Here is a 19,344-nt window from a genome sequence, read left to right on the forward strand (position 1 = left end):
GGCATCGTCGCCCATCGCATGAGGCGGTGGTTGCCCCGCCGGGCCGCGCTTCATGCCTCCCGTGGGAACACACCCGGCAGTTCTTCGGTGAGATAGCGCTGCACGGCCGGGCCGACCGCGGCGACCAGCGTGTCGGTCGGCGCGGAGGCCAGCGGCTCCACCTTGATCACGTAGCGGGCCATCGCGAGGCCGACCATGTGGCTGGCCGCCAGGGTGATCCGCAGATGCGCCTCCGCCGGGTCGAGGCCCAGCTTGGGCACCGCCCGGCGAAGGATCTGGGTGAGGATGAACTCGCGGAACAGCCGGGTCGTCCACTCGGTGCCGACGACCGATCGCAGCAGCGCCACGGCGGCCGCTCCGCGTGGCCCGTCCCACATGCCGAGGAAGGCGCGGACGAACCGGACACCGATCTCGTCCCGCTCCCCCGCGGTCGCCTCGTTGATGATGTCGACCGGGTCGACCGGCGAGTTCATCGTCGCCAGGAACAGCTTGTCCTTGGTGCCGAAGTAGTGGTGCACCAGCGCCGGGTCCACCCCCGCGCCGGACGCGATCGCGCGGATCGAGGCGCCGTCGTACCCCTTCTCGGCGAACGCGCCGCGCGCGGCCGCGAGAATCGCCTCGCGCGTGTCCGGGTTGCCGGGCCGGCGTCCGGTCCGTCGCACCACCATCAAACCCCTTTTCCTGTACGCCCTAAGCGGTCCTCCGGCGCAGCGTGGCCGCGCCGAGGATCAGGGCCACCACGATCGATCCCACCACGACGGTGAGGTCCCGCCACATGATGCCCGTCGGCTCGGCGTGCACACCCACCTCGGTCAGCGCCTCCACGGAGTAGGACATCGGCAGCACGTCGCTGATCGTCTGGAGCCAGCCGGCCATGTCCTCCCGCGGCACGAACAGCCCGCAGAGCAGCAGCTGGGGCGCCACCACCAGGGGCATGAACTGCACCGCCTGGAACTCGGTACGGGCGAAGGCGCTGCACAGCAGGCCGAGCGCGACACCGAGCACGGCGTTGGCGACCGCGATCAGGATGACCAGGCCGATGCTGCCGGCGGTCCGCATGTCCAGCGCCCAGTACGAGAAGGCGGCCGCCACCGTCGCCTGCGCGGCGGCCGCGACACCGAACGCCACGCCGTAGCCGAACAGCAGGTCGATCTTGCCGACCGGGGTGGTGAAGAGCCGCTCCAGGGTGCCGGTGGTGCGTTCCCGCAGCATCGCGATGCTGGTGATCAGGAACATCACGATGAACGGGAAGACGCCGAGCATGGTGAGCGCGACCCGGTCGAAGACGGCGGGCTGGCCCTCGTACATGAAGTAGATCAGGGTGATCAGCAGCGTCGGGACCACCACGATGAGGCCGATGGTCCGCGGGTCGTGCCGCAGCTGGCCGAGAATCCGCTTGATGGTGCTGAAAAGAATCATGCCGCCGCCACCTCTTCCTGGCGCCGGATCAGGTTGAGGAACGCCTGGTCGAGGTCGTCGACGCCGGCGGCGGCCTTGACGCCGGCCGGGGTGTCGTCGGCGATGAGCGCGCCCTCGCGGATCAGCAGCAGCCGGTCGCAGCGGTTGGCCTCGTCCATCACGTGGCTGGACACCAGGACGGTGGCGCCGTCGGCGGCGAGCCGGCGGAAGTGGTCCCACAGCTCGTCGCGCAGCACCGGGTCCTGCCCGACGGTCGGCTCGTCGAGGACCAGCAGCTCGGGGCGGCTGACGATGGCGCAGGCCAGCGACGCGCGGCTGCGCTGGCCGCCGGACAGGTTCGCGACTAGCTGCCCGCGCGCCGCGGTCAGGCCGACCGCCTCGATCGCCTCGTCGGCGGCGGCCGCCTTGAGACCGTAGAGCGAGGCGAAATAGCGGGCGTTCTCCGCCACGGTGAGGTCGGCGTAGACGCTCGGCGCCTGGGTCAGGTAACCGATCCGGCGGCGCAGCGGCGCGGACCCGGCCGGGTGGCCGAGCACCGTCACCGTGCCGGACGCGACGATCTGCACGCCGACGACGGCGCGCATCAGCGTGGTCTTGCCGCTGCCGCTCGGGCCGAGCAGGCCAGTGACGCTGCCGCGCGGGATGACGCAGGAGAAGCCGTCCAGAACGGTTCTCTTCCCTCGTCTCACGACGAGGTCGCGGACCTCGATCGCTTCGGACATCATTCCTCCCGGGGAACTCATCAGGTGTTGAACTCAACGGTAGATGAATTCCCCGGAGCGGGGCAAGGCTCCAACTCAACACATGATGAAATGGCCCACGTCCTCGTCGGTGAGCTGCTCGAAGTCCTCGTACCAGCGGCCCACCGCGTAGAACGGGTCCGGCGCGCTCAGGCACACCACCTCGTCGGCCTCGGCGGACAGCGCGTCCCGGGCCTGCGGCGCGCACACCGGCGCCGCCAGGATCAGCCGGCCCGGCCCCTGTTCGCGTACCCAGCGCAGCGCGGCGTGCGCGGTTATCCCGGTGGCCAGCCCGTCGTCGATCACGATCACCGTACGGCCGGCCACCGGCGGGACGGGACGGCCGCCGCGGTACCGGTGGATCCGGCGGGCCAGCTCGGCCCGTTCGGCGGCCAGGACGCCGGCCAGATCGGCCTCGGTCACCCCGGCGTAACGCAGGTTGTCCGGGTCGTAGACGGGCGGGCCGTCCTCGGCGATGGCGCCCACCCCGAACTCCGGGTACCGGGGCGAGCCGATCTTGCGAACCACCACGATGTCGAGATCACCGCCGAGCCGCTCGGCGACCGGCCCGGCCACCGGCAGGCCACCTCGCGGGAGCGCCAGGACCAGCGGATGCCGGTCGCCGCCGAGAAGCCGCGCCAGGCGGTCGGCGAGCGCCCGGCCCGCCTCGGCGCGATTCGCGAAGATCATCGCTGGACTCACCTCGCCATCGCCGGCACCAGGTGATCGCCGAACCAGTGGCCCGCCTCATCGGCCACCGTCTCCAGCGCCCCGGCCTCCTCGAACAGGTGCGTGGCGCCCGCCACGATCCGCAGTTCGGCGCGGATCCGCATGGTGTTGCGGGCCTCCTCGTTGAGATCGATCACCTGGGGGTCGAGCTCACCGACGATGAGCAGCGTGGGCGCGCGCACCTCGATCAGCGCCGGCCCGGCCAGATCCGGACGGCCGCCCCGGGACACCACGGCGCACACCGCCTCCGGCCGGGCCGCCGCCGCGACCAGGGCCGCGCCGCCGCCGGTGCTCGCGCCGAACAGGCCGATCGGCAGGGCCGCGGTGGGCGGCTGCGCCCGCATCCAGTCGATGATCCCGACCAGGCGGTCGGCGAGCAGGCCGATGTCGAAACGCAACTCACCGGTACGCGCGTCGCGTACCTCCTCCTCGGGGGTGAGCAGGTCGGCCAGCAGGGTGGCGAACCGCCGCCGGTTGAGTTCGGCGGCCACCACGCGGTTGCGGGGGCTGTGCCGGGAGCTGCCGCTGCCGTGGGCGAACAGCACCACCCCGGTGGCGTGTTCGGGAAGCGTCAGGTCGGCGTCCAGGCGTACCGAACCCAGTTCGATTCGTTCCTGACTCGTCCAGGTCGTCATCGTCCGTCCCTTCTCATGCGTGTAGGGCGCCGGGGGGACGACGGTCCACCGTTGCTGAATACCCGCGGACGACCCGGAAAACGCCTCGGATGGGGGTACCGGTCACCGATCCGTCCTTCCCCGGCCCCGTCCCGGGTCGGCCCCGCATCGCGCGTAGAGCTCACCGGCCCCGGTGAACGCGCTGCACCGGGCGGTCCGCTCCGGTTGAGCGAACCCAGCGTCGTTGATCAGCGGGGATACCGTCTCTTGACACTCCACTTGTGATCGTTAACATACTCGCAATACATCGAACAGCACCGGTCCGTCCATCCCCACCGTCCCGGACGGACACCGCGGCGCCCCGGCCCACCGGCCGGCGCGCCGGACACCCGAATCGATGCGCCACTCCCCCGCTCCCCGAAGGGACTGTCATGTCTCTTGCACGCCTGAAATCCGTCGGAGCCGTCCTCCTCCTGCTCTTCGCGGTGGCCGTCGCCGTGGAGGCCCGCACCTCGGGCCCGGCCCGCGCCGCCGCCACCTTCACCAACCCGGTGGCCGCCGCGCCGTACGGCGCCGACCCGTGGATGGGCTACTACAACGGCTACTACTACCTGGCCGCGACCACGTGGAACAGCCAGGTCGTCATCAAGCGGGCGACCTCGGTGGCCGCGCTCCCCGGCGCCACCGAGAACGTCGTGTACACCGGCACCGCCACCGCCAGCTGCTGCAACGTGTGGGCGCCGTCGATGCACCGGCTGAACGGCCCGAACGGGTACCGCTGGTACCTGTACTACTCGGCCGGGACCGCGGCGTGCTGCGACGGGCAGCGGTCGTTCGTGCTGGAGAGCTCCGGCGACAACCCGCTCGGCCCGTACACGTTCAAGGGGCAGCTCAACGTCCAGGCCAACAACGGCTGGGCCATCGACGGCAGCGTGGCGACCATCAACGGCGCCAACTACTTCCTCTACTCGTCGTGGGTCGGTGACCTGCAGAGCCTGTTCATCGCGCCGATGACCAACCCGTGGACGGTGTCCGCCTACGGGACGCGGATCTCCTACCCGACGTACGACTGGGAGAAGGTCGGCGGCAACACCGAGGAGGGCCCGTACGTGCTCCAGCGCAACGGGGTCACCTACCTGACCTTCTCGGCCAGCTCCTGCAACACTCCCGACTACAAGATCGGCATGCTGACCCTGACCGGTAGCAACCCGCTGTCCGCCTCGTCGTGGACCAAGAAGAGCACCGCGATCTTCCAGCGCAGCGACGCGAACAGCGTCTACGGCCCGGGCCACCACTCGTTCTTCACGTCGCCGGACGGCACCGAGACGTGGATGGCCTACCACGCCAACGAGACCACCGCGCAGGGTTGCGGCTCCACCCGGACCACCCGGATCAAGAAGGTCGGCTGGAACTCCGACGGCACCCCCAATCTGGGTACGCCGGACAAGCTCTCCACCACGCTGACCGCACCCGCCGGCGACCCGGGCGGCACCGTCTCCTACCCGGTGGCCGGCACCAGGTACCGGATCGTCAACCAGGCCAGCGGCAAGGTCCTCGACGCGGCGAACTGCGGCACCGCCAACGGCACCGCCATCCGGCAGTGGTCGTCGCTGGGCAACGCCTGCCAGCAGTGGACGTTCACGAAGACGACCAGCGGCTACTACCGGATCACCAACGCCAACAGCGGAACCGTGCTCGACTCGGTCAACTGCGGCACGGCCAACGGCACGGCCCTCAACCTGTGGGCCAACCTGGGCAACGCCTGCCAGGAGTGGAGCCTCACCCCGATCAACGGCGGCTACCTGATCGCCAACCGGGGCAACGGCCTGGTCCTCGACGTCACCAACTGCGGCACCGCCGACGGCGTGGCCGTCCGCCAGTGGGCGTCGCTGGGCAACGCCTGCCAGCAGTGGAACATCACCGCCTGACCGTCCCCCTCAGCACCACCCACGGCTCCCCGCCAACCCGAGGCGGGGAGCCGTCCCCTTGTCAGAGGGCTTTGCGAACGGCCTTGAAGACGCGGTCGGCGTCGGACTCGGCGGTGCGCCAGTTGCTGAACGCGGCACGCAGCGCGGGGCGGCCGTGCAGGACGGTCGGGGTCAGGAACGCCTCGCCGGAGTCGGCCACGGCCCGCAGCACGGCAGCGACGTCGCCGGGGACCGCGAAGCAGACCACGTTCAGACGGACCGGGGACAGCAACTCCACGCCGGGCAAGGTGCTCAGACGTCCGCCCAGGCGGTGGGCCGCCGCGACGGTCCGGGCGACGATCTCGGCATGGCCGTCCACACCGTAGGCGGCCAGCGTGAACCAGGCGGCCAGAGCCCGGAGGCGGCGCGAGTTCTCCGGGGTGAGATGGCAGTGGTCCGGGTCGCCGGTGATCGCCGGCAGGTAGGCGGCGGTGTTCTGGAAGACGGCCACCTGCAGGTCGCGGCGGCGGGTGAACTGGACCGCCGAGTCGTACGGGACGTTGAGCCACTTGTGCAGGTCGACGCAGACCGAGTCGGCCTGGCCCAGACCGTCGACCAGGTGGGCGTGCTCCGGCGAGAGGGCCGCGAATCCGCCGAAGGCCGCGTCCACGTGCAGCCAGAACGGGTACTCCGCGCGCAGTGCCAGGATCGCGCGCAGGTCGTCGAAGTCCACGGTGTTGACCGTTCCGGCGTTGGCCACCACGATCGCCGGGCGGCCGTCCAGTGCGGCGAGGGCCTCGGCCAGCGCGGAGACGTCGACGGCTTCCCGGCCCGGCAGGGTGCGGATCGGGCGCAGCGACGCACGGCCCATGCCGAGCACGGACAGCGCCTTGTGGACGCTGGAGTGCGCGGCCCCGGACAGGACCGGGATCTCGCCGAGTGCCGCGAGGCCCTGCCGGGCGACGCTGATCCCGAGCCGCTCGCCGGCCCATTCGCGGGCGATCGCCAGGCCGGTCAGGTTGGACATGGTGGCGCCGCTGACGAACGCGCCGGCGTGGTCCGGGCCGAGGCCGAACATGTCGCGCAGCCAGGAGACGGTCTCGTCCTCCAGAGCGGCGGCCGTGGAGCCGGCACGGTTCGAGACGTTCTGGTCGAAGGCCGCGGTCAGCCAGTCGCCGGCCAGCGCGGCCGGGGTGGCACCGCCGGTCACGAACCCCAGGTAGCGGGGGCCGGCGCTGCCGGAGAAGCCGGGCGCCCAGCGGCGATCGAACTCGGCCAGCGCCCCGGCCGTACCGGCGCCGCCGACCGGGAGCGGGACCGGTACGACGGCGGCCGGTGTGGGCGCCACCGGGCGTTCGGCGAGGCCGGCCAGGACCCGGGTGGCGTAGTCCCGGGTGGCCTGGAGCAGGGCGGGCAGGTCGTCGAGGTCGTGGGCGAGTCGCTGATGCACGGCCTGAACGCTAGGAGCGGCCACCGGACGGTGTCGCGGTCCACTTCGGCTCGTCTGGCCCGGCCCGGCCGGCCGCGGTCAGCGACGGGTGTAGACGAGTCCCAGCTTGTCCACCGCGGACCCGGATCGCCCGTGGAACCCGGCGATCTGCCAGCCGCTCGGCGCCGTCCGGGTGACGCAGTCCGACGTGGTCGTCCCACCGGCGACACTGTTGCCGAGGTTGGTGGTGAACCGCGCGTAGAAGATCCGGGTGTGCCCGCTGTACTGGGCACGGCACAGGTAGGCGCTCGTCACGTACTCGCCGCTGCCCAGGGTGAGCGACCTCGCCGTGCCGCCGGCGCCGCCGTGGGCCAGCACCGTCCCGGTCGTGAGGGTGAGGCTGACCTGGTCGACCCGGGAGCCGGCGCGCAGCCCGACCACGGTGGCGCGGGCCGCCGCCGGGACCGCCGCGATGTCGTTGTAGTGGTCGCCGTGCGGTCCCCCGAACTGGTCGCTGAGCTGGTAGTCCGGGTTCGCCGTCCAGCTGAACGCGGCGCTGACCGGGAAGTGGTCGGAGAGCATCAGCCCGTCGGCGGTCCGGAATCCGGCGTCCTCGTTGTGGTAGTCCGTCGCGGTGAGGGTGACCGCCCGGCCGCTCCGGTAGAGGATCTTGTCGACCACCTCGCAGGTGTCGGTGACCGCGGCCGCGTCGCAGACCAGCGCGTCCGAGCCGGCGGCCGGGGCGCTGCCGCCGCGTTCCAGCCGCACCCAGGCGTCGGTGAGCCCGTTGGCGGCGGCGAAGTCGCGGATCGTGTCGGCGGCCCGGGTGTAGCGGGTGTTGGTGTCCCCCATGACGATCACCGCGTTGCCGGCCGAGTGCGTGGCGATGAAGGCGGTCAGCTGGTTCAGGTTGTCGGCGCGGGACTCCTGGTCGCCGCTGCTCGTACCGGCGTTGGTGTGCAGGTTGTAGAGGTCGGCGAAGACGCCGTCGGCGATCCGGTGACGGGTGAGGGTGAAGCCCTTGGGGGTCAGGCAGTCACCGGAGTCGAACTGGCAGGAGTCCCAGTCGCCGCGCTCGAGGTCGTCGGTGTCGTACGGGATCGTCGAGAGTGTGTTGAGGCCGGAGCCGATGCCGGCGCCACCGCTGGTCGGGGTGCGGTAGGCGTGCGTGGTGTCGGCCGCGTACAGGTAGGCGTGGTAGTTGAAGTCCTCCTGGACGTGCACGATGTCGTACCGGCCGAGACGCTGCCCGATCAGGGTGTGCGCGGTCTTGCGGTCGGTCTCGGCGCTGGAGATCAGCTCCGGGAGGCCGGCGACGTTGTAGGTGAGGACGGTGAAGGAGCCGTCGGCGGGGGCTGCGTCGGCGAGGGCTGCGGCGGCGGAGGCGGGGCTGGGAGCGGTGACCAGCGTGGCGAGCACGCACACCGTGAGGATTCTCCGGACCATGGACCGCAGCCTATGACCTTCTCTACCCGGCGGTAACCTCACGTCGATGAATGTTCACGTTCACAACAACGGGCGCCGTTCGCACCGTCGACCGGTCCACCGGCGCCGGACCGCGCCCCGGCCCCTCGCCGACGTCCGCCCCGTCGCCCCCCCCGCTCGCCGGTGGCGCACGTCGGCGTACCGGATGAAGGGCCTCAGGCGGGGATGACCGGGAGGCCGGCCAGGGCCGGGTGGTCGCGGGGTGCGTCGGTGATGATGCCCGCCACCTCGTTCGGGGCCAGGACCAGGAACGGGGACGCGGCGCCGATCTTCTCGATGCTGGCCAGCACGTAGGTGTCCGCGGCCCGTCCGGCCAGGGTGCGTTTCATGGCGGCCTCGTCGGCGTCGCCGGTGGTCAGGCCGGCCTCGTGGTGGACGCCGGTGACGCCCAGCAGGAAGAGGTCGGCGGACACCGACCGGGCGGCCTCGGCGGCGGCCGCACCGCAGGTCACGGCGCTGTGCTTGAAGAGGCGGCCGCCCAGGACGTAGACGTCGACGGCCGGGTGGTCGACGAGTGCGGCGGCGACCGTCGGACTGTGCGTGACGATCGTGGCGGCCAGGTCGCGGGGCAGTGCCGCGGTCACCGCCAGGGCCGTGGTGCCGCCGTCGAGCAGGACCGTGGCGCCGGGGCGGATCAGCGCGGCGGCCGCGGCGGCGACCCGTTCCTTGCTGGAGGTGGCGACGGTGGCCCGGGTGGCGTAGTCGGCGGTCGCCGGGGAGACCGGGAGCGCGCCGCCGTACACCCGCTGGCAGAGACCGGCGGCGGCCATCTCGCGCAGATCGCGCCGGATGCTGTCCTCGGCGACGCCGAGTTCGGCGGCGATCGCCTTGGCGACCAGCTTGCCGTCGGCGTGCAACCGGGCCAGGAGGAAGTCGCGGCGCTCCGCAGCCAACATCCGTGTTTCTCCTTATTATTGTCGACTATTGCGTGTTTCCCAGTGTAGGTTGCCCGTCATGGACAAGCCCATGCTCATTCTGATCGCCGGCCCGTACCGCTCCGGCACCGGTGACGACCCCGCGCTGCTCGCCGCCAACCTGCGCCGCCTCGAGGAGGCCGCCTGGCCCGTCTTCCAGGCCGGGCACGTGCCGATGATCGGCGAGTGGGTGGCCCTGCCGGTACTGCGCGGCGCGGGCGGCACGAGCGTCACCGACCCGGTGGCGGCCCAGATCATGTACCCGACGGCGGAGCGGCTGCTGGCGCACTGCGACGCGGTGCTGCGACTGCCCGGCGCGTCGGCCGGCGCCGACCAGGACGTGGCAATCGCGCAAAAACGCGGAATACCCGTCTACCACAGCGTCTCCGAGATCCCCGGGTACGCCGGATGAGAGGGCCCGCACCGGGCGCTTGACAGGCATCGAGCACGGTCATTGGATGTTACCGGGAGGTAAACGCCAATGATCATCCGCCGTGCCGTCGTCGTCGCCGCGCTGTTCGCCGGCATCCTCACCGGTGCGCCGGCTACGGCCGCGCCCGAGCCCTGCACCGCGCCCGTGCCGAGCGACACGAAGCCCGGCTATCTGGTCGCCGATCCGGACTGCGGACTGGACGGCACCCCGTTCACCGCGCTGCCCGGCGCCCGTACGCACACCGGGATCAGAGACGGCGCGGCGTATCGGATCGAGGTTCCGCGCCGGTGGAACGGCCGGCTGGTGGTCTACGCGCACGGCTACCGGGGCACCGGGACGACCGTCTACGTGTCCGATCCGGAGCTGCGGCAGCACTACGTCGACCGCGGGTTCGCGTGGGCGGCGTCCAGCTACGCGACCAACGGTTACGACGTGGCGCAGGGCGTCTCGGACACGTACGCGTTGGTCGGCCTGTTCCGGGAGGTCACCGGGAAACGGCCGGGGAAGGTCTACATCACCGGCGCGTCGATGGGCGGGCACGTCACCGGCGTGGCGATCGAGCGGCACCCACGTACCTTCGCCGGGGCCATGCCGATGTGCGGGGTGCTCGGCGACGTCGAGTTGTTCGACTACTTCCTGGACGCGAACGTCACGGCAGCCGCCCTCGCCGGTGTGCCGATCGAGTTCCCGTTGCGCCCGGACGCCGGATATCCGGCCCGTTTCGCCGCACAGGTCGGCCGGATCCGTACCGCGCTCACCGGCACGGCCGCCGGCGCCACCTGGTCCGACGTGGTCGAGCGGCGCAGCGGCGGCGAACGGCCCGGCTTCCCGGCGGCGTTCGCCTACTGGAACGCGGCCACCCAGGGCGGGCTCCCGTTCCTGTTCAGCCTCTACCCGGGCCTGAGCGGCGGCACGGCCGGGATGGCGGAGGGCAACCTGACCGACAACCGGCGGACCCTCTACCGCTCCACCGACGGATGGCGGCTCACACCGGAGGAGAAACGCCTCAACGCGGAGGTGCTGCGGGTCGGCCGGACCGCGACCATCGGAGTGCCGCGCATCGCCGGCCGCCCGTCGATCCCGGTGCTGTCGCTGCACGGCATCGGCGACCTGTTCGTGCCGTTCTCGATGGAGCAGGAGTACGCCCGCGAGGCCGCCGCCAACGGCCGCTCCCGCCTCTTCGTCTCCCGCGCCGTCCGGGACGTGACGCATTGCGGCTTCACCCAGGCCGAACTGCGCCGCGGCTTCGACGATCTGGTCACCTGGGTCGAGCGAGGCCACCGGCCGGCGGGTGACGCGATCCTGGACCGGCGCGCGGTCGCTGCCGCGTCCTTCGGCTGCCGTTTCACCGAGGGGGTACGCCCGGCGTACGCGAACCTGCCCTGCCCCTGACCTGCCCTGCCCCCGTTGATCTGCCCGGCCCGTTGATCTGCCCGGCCCCTGAAGACCGGGGGTACGCCCTCCGCGCGGAAGAAGAGGAAGAACGCGGAGGGCGTACCGGGAAAGGTCTTTCTGATCAGAGGACGTCGGCAGCGAGGGCGAGCGGATTTCCGAAGCGGTGGGCCGTCACGCTGACCGCCTGCTCGCGCAGGAAGGGCAGCAGCTCCACCCGCCCGGCCTCGGTCACCGGACCGGACCAGACCGCCAGGTCGGGCCGCCCGCCGGTGGCCGCGGCCAGCGCCGCGCCGTCGCCGCCGATCAGCCGGATCCGCCCCGCGGAGAGCCCGGCGGCGAAGGCCGCGTCGTCCTCGACGGTGATCGAACGGCACCGCGCGGCCAGCGCATCCGGCAGCGGCTCCGCGGTGGAGACTTGCACGTCGGCGCCGGTGAGCAGGCCGGCGGCCAGGACCCGGACCAGGTCGGCGAGCGAGGCGCCGGCCGCGAACCGGACGGTCACCGGGGTGGGCAGGTAGCGGAACACGTTGCGTTCCGCCTGGAGACCGGAGACGTCCGTGGGTGTACGGAAGTCGAACGCGGCGTCGCTGCGGGCGGCCCGTTCCACCGAGGCGACCTGCTCGGCGGTGAGCAGAGCGCGGGCGTCGGCGAGCAGGACCCGTACGCCGGGGTGGGTCACCTCGGCGGTCGCGGACGCCGGGCGGGGCGCCCAGCCGGTGAGCCCGGTCAGGTAGTTGGGGCCGCCGGCCTTGGTGCCGGGGCCGACCGCCGAGCGCTTCCAGCCGCCGAACGGCTGCCGCCGGACGATGGCGCCGGTGATGCCGCGGTTGACGTACAGGTTGCCGGCCTGGATCCGGTCCAGCCAGGTGCGGACCTCGGTCTCGTCGAGCGAGTGCAGGCCCGAGGTGAGACCGAAGTCGACCTCGTTGACCAGGTCGATCGCCTCGTCCAGGGTGTCCGCGGTCATGATGCCGAGGATCGGGCCGAAGTACTCGGTGCGGTGGTAGGCCGACCCGCGGCGCACCCCGTCCCGGACGCCGGGGCTCCACAGCTTCCCGGAGTCGTCGAGCTTGCGGGGCTCGAGCAGCCAGCGCTCACCGGCGCCCAGCGTGGTGAGCCCGTCGAGCAGTTTGCCGGCAGCCGGCTCGACCAGCGGGCCGACCTGGCTGCGCGGGTCGGACGGGTAGCCGACGTCCAGTGAGGAGACCGCGTCGAGCAGCTGGGTACGGAACCGCTGCGACCTCGCCACGCTGCCGACCAGCACCACCAGGGACGCGGCCGAGCACTTCTGCCCGGCGTGACCGAACGCCGACGACACGACGTCCTTCACGGCCAGGTCCAGGTCGGCGCTCGGAGTCACGATGATCGCGTTCTTGCCACTGGTCTCGGCGAGCAGCGGCAGGTCGGCGCGGAACGAGCGGAACAGTTCGGCGGTCTCGTACGCGCCGGTCAGGATCACCCGGTCGACGAGCGGGTGGGCGATCAGCTCCCGGCCCAGCGTGCCCTCGTCGACCTGGAGCAGGGTGACCAGGTTCGGGTCGGCGCCCGCGGAGGACAGGGCGTCCCGCAGGATGCCGGCGAGCACGGTGCCGCAGCGCTCGGCCGGGCCGGCCGGCTTGAGGACGACCGAGGAACCGGCGGCCAGAGCCGCCAGCACCGAGCCGGCCGGGATCGCGACCGGGAAGTTCCACGGCGGCGTGACCAGGGTGAGCCGGGCCGGAACCGGGGCGGCGCCGTCGGTGCCGTCCAGTTCGGCCGACAGCTCGGCGTAGTAGTGGGCGAAGTCGACCGCCTCGGACACCTCCGGGTCGGCCTGGTCGATGGTCTTGCCGGCCTCGGCCGCCATCACCTCGATCAGGGTGTCCCGGTGCTCCTCCAGGGCGACGCCGACGGCGTGCAGAACGGCGCGGCGGTCGACGGCGCCCCAGTGCGCGGCGGCGGCCTTCTCCAGCGCCTCGTCCAGGTGCTCGCGGTCGGTGATCCGGGGCAGGTCCAGGCCCAGCGTGGAGCTGTCGACCCGGGCGAGGATCTCCCGTGCCCGGTCGCGGTGCACGGCCACGGCGGGGTCGGTGTCCGGGGTGTTGACGAACAGACCGGGCTCGGAACGGGGCACGGCCGCGTACCGGTCGGCGACCCGGTGCGGCGCCGGCACCTCGTCGTCGAGGTCGTCGAGGGAGGCCAGGAAGCGGTCCCGCTCCCGGGCGAACAGGGCCGAGTCGGAATGCAACTCGAAGACCGCGGACATGAAGTTGTCGGCGCTGGCGCCCTCCTCCAGCCGGCGGATCAGGTAGGCGATGGCCACGTCGAACTGCTCCGGGCGTACCACCGGGGTGTAGAGCAGCAGACCGCCGACCTCGCGCCGGACCGCCTCGGCCTGGCCTTCGGCCATGCCGAGCAGCATCTCGAACTCGATGCCGTCACGCACGCCACGCTCACCGGCCAGAATCCAGGCGTACGCGACGTCGAACAGGTTGTGGCCGGCCACACCGAGGCGGACGTTACGGATCCGGTCCGGATGCAGCGCGTAGCCGAGGACACGCTTGTAGTTGGTGTCGGTGGCCTGCTTGCTGTCGCAGGTGGCGACCGGCCAGCCGTGCAGTTCCGCCTCGACCCGCTCCATCGGCAGGTTGGCGCCCTTGACCAGGCGGACCTTGATGCCCGCTCCACCGCGTTCACGGCGCGCCGCCGACCACTCCTGGAGGCGGATCATGGCGCTCAGCGCGTCCGGCAGATAGGCCTGGAGCACGATGCCGGCCTCCAGCCCGAGCAGGTCCGGCCGGTCCAGGAGACGGGTGAAGACCGCGATCGTGAGGTCGAGGTCCTTGTACTCCTCCATGTCCAGGTTGACGAACTTGCCGGTCTTCGCGGCCAGCGTGAACAGCGGGGTGAGCTGCTCGACGATGTCGGCGACCGCCTCGTCGAAGGCCCACGGGTTGTGCGGGGCGACCGTCGACGACACCTTGATCGACACGTAGTCGACGTCGGGGCGGGCCAAGAGGCGCTCGGTGTTCTTCAACCGCTGCGACGCCTCGCCACGGCCCAGGACGGCCTCGCCGAGCAGGTTCACGTTGAGCCGGACGTTGCGCCCGCGGATCCGCTTGATCGCCTTGCCGAGGCGGGCGTCGGTGGCGTCGACGATGAGGTGGCCGACCATGTGGCGCAGGGCGCGGCGGGCGATCGGGACGACCACCCCGGGCATCACCGGGGCCAGCGCGCCGCCGGTCTTCACAGCCAGGCGCAGGTGCGCCGGGAGGAAGCCGGGAACGTCCTTGGCCAGGGCGGACAGCGCGCGGGCGCTGACTCGTAGGTCCTCGGGGCGGACCACGCCGTCGACGAAGCCGACGGTGAAGGCCAGGCCCTTCGGGTCGCGCAGCACACCGGCGAGCTGCGCGGCCGAACCGCCGACCGGGACGTCCGCGGCCTCGCGCAGCCAGCGCCGGACAAGGGCGATCGTCTCTTCGGCGATCTCAGACATCGGGATGCTCCTTCCGTTCTCCGCCACAGTCTGTATGCCCTTTTACGGTTAGGAAAAGCGATGCTTTATGAGCGATGTTCTTAAGTTCGGCTAACGTTTCGTTCGTGCTCGAGATCCGTCGTCTCGTCCTGCTGCGTGAACTGGCCATCCGCGGCACCATCGCGGCCGTCGCCGACGCACTGAACTTCACGCCGTCCGCCGTGTCCCAGCAGCTCAGCCAGTTGGAGAAGGAGACCGGTACGCAGCTGCTGCGCAAGGCCGGCCGCCGGGTGCAGCTCACCCCCCAGGCCGAGGTGCTGGTCGCGTCGGTCGGGGAGGTGCTGGACACCCTGGAACGCGCCGAGGCCCGCCTCCAGGCCGCGGCCACCCGGGTCACCGGCCGGGTCCGGGTCGCCGTCTTCCAGTCGGCGGCGCTCGCCTTCATGCCGGCCACGCTGCGGGCCATGGCGTCACTGCACCCGGATGTCCGGATCGAGATGACCCAGCGCGAACCCGAGGAGGCGCTGCGCGAAACCTGGGCCCGCGACTTCGACATGGTCATCGCCGAGCAATACCCGGCACACGCCGCCCCGCACCATCCCGGCCTGGATCGCCGCGACCTGACCACCGACGCGATCCGGCTGGCCCTGCCCCCGGTGCCCGAGTCACTGCACCCGGTCGACTCCCTCACCACGGCCCGGCACATGCCGTGGGTGATGGAGCCGCGCGGCGCCGCCTCCCGGCACTTCGCCGAACAGGTGTGCCGCCGGGCCGGCTTCGAACCCGACGTACGCTACGAGACCGCCGACCTCCAGGCGCACATGCGGCTCGTCGAGTCCGGGAACGCGGTGGCCCTCATCCCGGACCTCATCTGGGCAGGCCGCAGCACCCCGGCACGCCTACTGGAACTGGACGGCGCTCCACGGCGCACCATCTTCACCGCCCAGCGTCTGGCCGGTTCGGCGTCACCGGCGGCCCGGGCCTTCCGCGACATCCTCGAACAGACGGTCCGGCATTCCGCCGCGCCCGCGTAGCCGCGCCCCCTGACGGAGAAGCGGCGACGGCGGGGACGGGGCCGGCCGCAGACGCACGGCTCCCGGCGAAGACGCGGCCCAGCGCGAAGACGCGGCCCAGCGCGAAGACGCGGCGACGTACTCGGGGCCGGCATGGCAGCAGAGGCCGCCGCGGCGAACCTGGGCACGCCGCACCACGGCCGAGCCGAGCCGTTGCGACTCAGCTAGATCAGCTTCGCCGGTGGTAGTGGTTGCGGCGGGGGCGGCGTTCCTGGTCTAGCCAGCTCGGAGGCAGGAACTCCGGGCGGCCATCCGAGGCGACGCGGATCTGCCAGCCGGCGTCGTCGTGGATGAGGCGATGGTGGTGGCCGCAGAGGAGAGTCAGGTTGGCGATATCGGTTGGCCCGCCATCTGCCCAGCTGATGATGTGGTGGGCGTCGCACCAGCGGGCAGGGCGGTCGCAGCCGGGGAAGGTGCAGCCCGCATCGCGGGCGTTCAGGGCTTGCCGGAGCGTGCCGGTGGCGGTGCGGCGGGTGCGACCGGCGTCGAGGATCTGACCCTCGCCGTCGAGGATCAGCGGCAGGACCCGGGCATCGCAGGCAAGGCGGCGCACGGTGGCCGCGGAAACGGGTTCGCCGGAGTCGAGCGTGCCAGAGCTCAGTTGCCGTCGAAGGACGTCGTACTCGACGGTGATCGCGATCTGCGGACGGTCACCGCCGTTGCCCGGTAGCGCTCCCCCGGAAAGAACCAGCCGGCACACCTCGACCAGGGCATCCGCACGGCGCTGGCCCGGTGTGCGGGCCTCACCGGTGGAGGCTAGTTCGGCGGCGACACCGCCACCAGCGAATCCGGTGCTTGCGGGATCACCGGTGGAATCGGTGGTGGCGCAACCAGCGCCTGCGAAGCCAGTGCCAGCGGAACCGGCGGTGGCGCAACTGGCGACGGCCGAACCGGCGACGGCCGAACCGGCGACGGCCGAACCGGGGACGGCCGAACCGGGGACGCTGTCTGGTTTGCACAGGGGATCCAGGGCGGCGGAGACGATCGCGGCGGCCTCACTGTCGAGGATGCCGCGCAGGCGGACGCGGCCGTCGCCGAGCGGGCTGAGCGTCACGTGGCGATGAGCGTGGGCCTCCTGCTCCTGTCGGCGCAGCCATCGAGCTTCCACGGCTTCGGCTATGTCGGGGGCGACATGATGAAGAATCCGGCGACCGGCCGTCCGCAACCCGACGGGGTCGAGGTGGGGCGCCCAGTCGGCCAGTGTGGCCGCTGCCTCGCCACGGACCTGCGGGCTCAGGTCGTCGGGCAGTTCGGTGAGCGCGATGGTGATCGCGGCGAGTTGTTCGGCGTTGACTCGGCCGTCGGCGATGGCTGCGTCGAGTGCGGGATTACGGTCGACCGCCTCAGCTTGGACGAGCAACCGGCCGGCGGCGCCGGGGCTGATCCGGAGCACGCCACGCAGCCAAGCCCGGGCCGATGGAGCGCCCTGGTCGGCGGGGATGCCACGCCGGCCGGCCTCCTGGACGGCGTGCAACACGGCTGCCTGCAACAACTGCTGGGCGGTGTGCACGTCATCGAGAAACTCGAGCAACTCCGGCTGGGACAACGGCGTCAGACGCAGGGCAGCGCAATCGCCCGCCAGGCCGACGAGCGCCCGGGAGGCGGTCTCCGTCGGAACCGTCCTGGGGTCTTCGGCGTTCAGCGGTCCGGTGGTCATGTCGCCGATTATCGAACATGCGTACGACAGAATCGGGGTGCCGCGGGCGCGAACCGTGCCTCTGCGCCACGGCCGCACAAACGGACGAAACGCTCGACCGCAGATCGGCCGGTCATGCGATAAGCGCCTGCTCGTGACATAGACGTCCCGGCTGCGCCGCGACCCTCCGGCCCGGCAGAGCCGTCGTAGCGTGGTCGCACCGGCGGCTCCACCATGGCGGTTACGTGTTGAGACATCGGCTCCGCGCCGGGCTCGCAGCCTGGCCATGACATGCAGCAGTGGGGCGATGGCCGCTTGCGGGCCAGGCGCAAGTCGGCGCGGGCCAGGAACCCGCTCGGCTGGGCCGGGACGTGGGCGGGCCCGGCGCGGGCCGGACGCGGGCCAGGCGCAGGCCGGACGCAGGCCAGGCGCAGGCCGGACGCAGGCCAGGCGCAGGCCAGGCACGGGTCGGACGCGGAACAGGCGCGAGTCGGACGCAGAACAAGCATGGGTCGGACGCGGAACAGGCGCGGGCCGGACGCGGAACAGGCGCGAGTCGGACGCGGAACAGGCGCGGGCCGGACGCAGAACAAGCATGGGTCGGACGCGGAACAGGCGCGGGCCGGACGCGGAACAGGCGCGGGTAGACCAGCGGTTGGGCCGCGGGTCGGTACCAGGTGAGAGAGGCGGGGCGGGACCAGGTCAGACGCGGGCCAAGGAGGGCCGATCACCGGGCAGGGTCGGGATCGGCCGGAGGTCAGGCGCCGAAACGGCGGTTGCGGGCGGCGTAGGAGCGCAAGGCGCGGAGGAAGTCGACCTTGCGGAAGCCGGGCCAGTAGACGTCGCTGAAGTGCAGTTCCGAGTAGGCGGCCTGCCACACCAGGAAACCTGACAGCCGGCGTTCGCCGCTGGTGCGGATCACCAGGTCCGGGTCGGGTTGGCCACCGGTGTACAAGTGGGCCGAGATGCGGTCGGCGGTCAGCCGCTGGGCGATGTCGTCGATGCCGTGCCCGGCCCGGTACTCCTCCTCCAGCAATGACCGGAACGCGTTGACGATCTCTTCTCGGCCGTCGTAGCCGATCGCGATGTTCAGGTGGAACTCCGCGTCGCTGTCCCGGGTGGCGTCCTCGGCCAGTTTGAGGGCGTGCCTGGTGGTGTCCGGCAGGACGTCGAGGCGGCCGGCCAGGTGCACCCGCCATGGGCTGGCCGGGCGAGCCAAACGCTCGGCGACCACCTGCTCGATCATCAGCATCAGGTTGCCGACCTCGCCGGCGTCGCGTTTGCGGACGTTGTCGACCGAGGCCACGAAGACGGTGACGTGCCGGATGCTGGTCTCGGCACACCAGCCGAGCACCTCGTCAAGGTGCTCGGCACCGTATCGGTGGCCGATCCTCGGGTCGTCGAAGCCCATCTGGCGCGCCCACCGGCGGTTGCCGTCCATCACCATGGCCAGGTGCCGGGGCAGGTTCGCCGGATCGAGTTGGGCGCGCAGGCGCCGGGCGTAGAGCGCGTAGACCACGTTCTTCAGCGACGTCAGCATGGCCGCGATCGAACCACCGTCCAGAGGTGAGCGGGGCGGTCTTCACCGAACCGCCACAGGATCCGCACAACTCAGCGAGCGGCAGAGGGACCAGAGGCAGACGGACCAGCGGCAAGCGGACCAGCGAGAGGCAGGCGAGCGAAAGGCAGGCGAGCGAAAGGCAGCCGAGCGAAAGGCAGCCGAGCGAAAGGCAGCCGAGCGAAAGGCAGCCGAGCGAGAGGCAGGCGAGCGAGAGGTACGGGAAACTGCCGTCGCTGTCCCGCACCGTAGGTAGCTTGCGCATACGGTGCCTTTCCCTGACACCGCGCGCCCTGGCGGTCGCCACCTCGCCAGACGTCGTGAGCGACCCGACTACGGGTGCCTGCTCGATGCGGCGTCGTCGGGCAGGGCGCCTAGACGAGTAAGTCCTAACTCCTTGAGCGCGAGGAGTGTGCAACTGCCCTGTACGCATGACTAGTTGTCACAGCCACTTGTCAATGCGAAACACGAAGGGTGTCGATGATCTGTTTGTGACGACAGACATCAACACCCTTCTCACCGCACTTTACGTGAAGATCGACGACTGGCTCGGCAAGC

15 protein-coding genes are annotated in these 19,344 nt (G+C 71.5%); 4 read left to right on the top strand and 11 right to left on the bottom strand.

All coding sequences use genetic code 11. The annotated features are described in order from the left end of the window. Positions 1 to 50: 50 nt before the first annotated feature. The 5 genes from J5X75_RS41970 to J5X75_RS41990 all read right to left on the bottom strand — a co-directional run bounded on the left by J5X75_RS41970 (position 51) and on the right by J5X75_RS41990 (position 3,523). The gene (locus J5X75_RS41970) at positions 51 to 665 is read right to left on the bottom strand and encodes a TetR/AcrR family transcriptional regulator (protein ID WP_208473329.1); all 615 of its coding nucleotides are present in this window, start codon (positions 663 to 665) and stop codon (positions 51 to 53) included. A gap of 25 nt (positions 666 to 690) precedes the next feature. After that, a complete protein-coding gene (locus J5X75_RS41975; protein WP_208473315.1) occupies positions 691 to 1,419 on the bottom strand; it encodes an ABC transporter permease in 729 nt (242 codons plus the stop codon). Continuing rightward, a complete protein-coding gene (locus J5X75_RS41980) occupies positions 1,416 to 2,141 on the bottom strand; it encodes an ABC transporter ATP-binding protein (protein WP_208473316.1) in 726 nt (241 codons plus the stop codon). The genes J5X75_RS41975 and J5X75_RS41980 overlap by 4 nt, the downstream gene beginning before the upstream one ends. 75 nt (positions 2,142 to 2,216) lie before the next feature. Further along, positions 2,217 to 2,849, bottom strand: a complete 633-nt coding sequence (locus J5X75_RS41985) for a phosphoribosyltransferase (RefSeq protein WP_208473317.1) — start codon at positions 2,847 to 2,849, stop codon at positions 2,217 to 2,219. Positions 2,850 to 2,857: 8 nt separating this feature from the next. Next, positions 2,858 to 3,523, bottom strand: a complete 666-nt coding sequence (locus J5X75_RS41990; protein WP_208473318.1) for a dienelactone hydrolase family protein — start codon at positions 3,521 to 3,523, stop codon at positions 2,858 to 2,860. Between the two features lie 410 nt (positions 3,524 to 3,933). On the opposite strand from J5X75_RS41990, the gene J5X75_RS41995 reads away from it, so the two are divergent. Beyond that, on the top strand, positions 3,934 to 5,430 hold the full coding sequence (locus J5X75_RS41995; protein WP_208473319.1) for a family 43 glycosylhydrolase: 1,497 nt from the start codon (positions 3,934 to 3,936) through the stop codon (positions 5,428 to 5,430). Positions 5,431 to 5,491: 61 nt separating this feature from the next. Here J5X75_RS41995 and J5X75_RS42000 read toward each other — a convergent pair whose 3' ends face one another. The 3 genes from J5X75_RS42000 to J5X75_RS42010 form a co-directional block, all read right to left on the bottom strand. Continuing rightward, entirely contained in the window at positions 5,492 to 6,859 is a 1,368-nt protein-coding gene (locus J5X75_RS42000) for a pyridoxal phosphate-dependent decarboxylase family protein (RefSeq protein WP_208473320.1), read from the bottom strand. 78 nt (positions 6,860 to 6,937) lie between these two features. Next, on the bottom strand, positions 6,938 to 8,284 hold the full coding sequence (locus J5X75_RS42005) for a jacalin-like lectin (RefSeq protein WP_208473321.1): 1,347 nt from the start codon (positions 8,282 to 8,284) through the stop codon (positions 6,938 to 6,940). Positions 8,285 to 8,478: 194 nt separating this feature from the next. Then, complete coding sequence (locus J5X75_RS42010; RefSeq protein WP_208473322.1) at positions 8,479 to 9,219, bottom strand: DeoR/GlpR family DNA-binding transcription regulator; 741 nt, start codon at positions 9,217 to 9,219, stop codon at positions 8,479 to 8,481. Between the two features lie 58 nt (positions 9,220 to 9,277). Between J5X75_RS42010 and J5X75_RS42015 the strand changes: the two genes are divergently transcribed. Together J5X75_RS42015 and J5X75_RS42020 are read left to right on the top strand one after the other, a co-directional pair. After that, positions 9,278 to 9,649 (top strand): DUF4406 domain-containing protein, encoded by a 372-nt coding sequence (locus tag J5X75_RS42015; protein ID WP_238490938.1) that lies wholly within the window; start codon positions 9,278 to 9,280, stop codon positions 9,647 to 9,649. A 69-nt stretch (positions 9,650 to 9,718) separates the two neighbouring features. After that, the gene (locus tag J5X75_RS42020) at positions 9,719 to 11,062 is read left to right on the top strand and encodes a prolyl oligopeptidase family serine peptidase (protein WP_208473323.1); all 1,344 of its coding nucleotides are present in this window, start codon (positions 9,719 to 9,721) and stop codon (positions 11,060 to 11,062) included. A 124-nt stretch (positions 11,063 to 11,186) separates the two neighbouring features. Here J5X75_RS42020 and J5X75_RS42025 read toward each other — a convergent pair whose 3' ends face one another. Beyond that, the gene (locus J5X75_RS42025; RefSeq protein WP_208473324.1) at positions 11,187 to 14,540 is read right to left on the bottom strand and encodes a bifunctional proline dehydrogenase/L-glutamate gamma-semialdehyde dehydrogenase; all 3,354 of its coding nucleotides are present in this window, start codon (positions 14,538 to 14,540) and stop codon (positions 11,187 to 11,189) included. Positions 14,541 to 14,644: 104 nt separating this feature from the next. Between J5X75_RS42025 and J5X75_RS45805 the strand changes: the two genes are divergently transcribed. Beyond that, positions 14,645 to 15,553 carry a LysR family transcriptional regulator gene (locus J5X75_RS45805; protein WP_208473325.1) on the top strand — a complete coding sequence of 303 codons (909 nt, stop codon included), beginning with the start codon at positions 14,645 to 14,647 and terminating at the stop codon, positions 15,551 to 15,553. Positions 15,554 to 15,761: 208 nt separating this feature from the next. On the opposite strand, the gene J5X75_RS42035 is transcribed toward J5X75_RS45805, so the two are convergent. Then, positions 15,762 to 17,249 carry an HNH endonuclease signature motif containing protein gene (locus J5X75_RS42035; protein ID WP_208473326.1) on the bottom strand — a complete coding sequence of 496 codons (1,488 nt, stop codon included), beginning with the start codon at positions 17,247 to 17,249 and terminating at the stop codon, positions 15,762 to 15,764. A 736-nt stretch (positions 17,250 to 17,985) separates the two neighbouring features. Then, positions 17,986 to 18,768 carry a polyprenyl diphosphate synthase gene (gene uppS / locus J5X75_RS42040; RefSeq protein WP_208473327.1) on the bottom strand — a complete coding sequence of 261 codons (783 nt, stop codon included), beginning with the start codon at positions 18,766 to 18,768 and terminating at the stop codon, positions 17,986 to 17,988. Positions 18,769 to 19,344 lie beyond the last annotated feature (576 nt).

Source organism: Actinoplanes flavus (assembly GCF_017592555.1).
Lineage (GTDB): Bacteria > Actinomycetota > Actinomycetes > Mycobacteriales > Micromonosporaceae > Actinoplanes > Actinoplanes flavus.

What these genes read in the sequence shown, in the direction of transcription:
- J5X75_RS41985 (WP_208473317.1), bottom strand. Translation starts at nt 2,849, where the DNA reads ATGATCTTCGCGAATCGCGCCGAGGCGGGCCGGGCGCTCGCCGACCGC.
- J5X75_RS42010 (WP_208473322.1), bottom strand. Translation starts at nt 9,219, where the DNA reads ATGTTGGCTGCGGAGCGCCGCGACTTCCTCCTGGCCCGGTTGCACGCC.
- J5X75_RS41980 (WP_208473316.1), bottom strand. Translation starts at nt 2,141, where the DNA reads ATGTCCGAAGCGATCGAGGTCCGCGACCTCGTCGTGAGACGAGGGAAG.
- J5X75_RS42025 (WP_208473324.1), bottom strand. Translation starts at nt 14,540, where the DNA reads ATGTCTGAGATCGCCGAAGAGACGATCGCCCTTGTCCGGCGCTGGCTG.
- J5X75_RS41975 (WP_208473315.1), bottom strand. Translation starts at nt 1,419, where the DNA reads ATGATTCTTTTCAGCACCATCAAGCGGATTCTCGGCCAGCTGCGGCAC.
- J5X75_RS42020 (WP_208473323.1), top strand. Translation starts at nt 9,719, where the DNA reads ATGATCATCCGCCGTGCCGTCGTCGTCGCCGCGCTGTTCGCCGGCATC.
- J5X75_RS42035 (WP_208473326.1), bottom strand. Translation starts at nt 17,249, where the DNA reads ATGACCACCGGACCGCTGAACGCCGAAGACCCCAGGACGGTTCCGACG.
- J5X75_RS42015 (WP_238490938.1), top strand. Translation starts at nt 9,278, where the DNA reads ATGGACAAGCCCATGCTCATTCTGATCGCCGGCCCGTACCGCTCCGGC.
- J5X75_RS42005 (WP_208473321.1), bottom strand. Translation starts at nt 8,284, where the DNA reads ATGGTCCGGAGAATCCTCACGGTGTGCGTGCTCGCCACGCTGGTCACC.
- uppS (WP_208473327.1), bottom strand. Translation starts at nt 18,768, where the DNA reads ATGCTGACGTCGCTGAAGAACGTGGTCTACGCGCTCTACGCCCGGCGC.
- J5X75_RS41990 (WP_208473318.1), bottom strand. Translation starts at nt 3,523, where the DNA reads ATGACGACCTGGACGAGTCAGGAACGAATCGAACTGGGTTCGGTACGC.
- J5X75_RS41995 (WP_208473319.1), top strand. Translation starts at nt 3,934, where the DNA reads ATGTCTCTTGCACGCCTGAAATCCGTCGGAGCCGTCCTCCTCCTGCTC.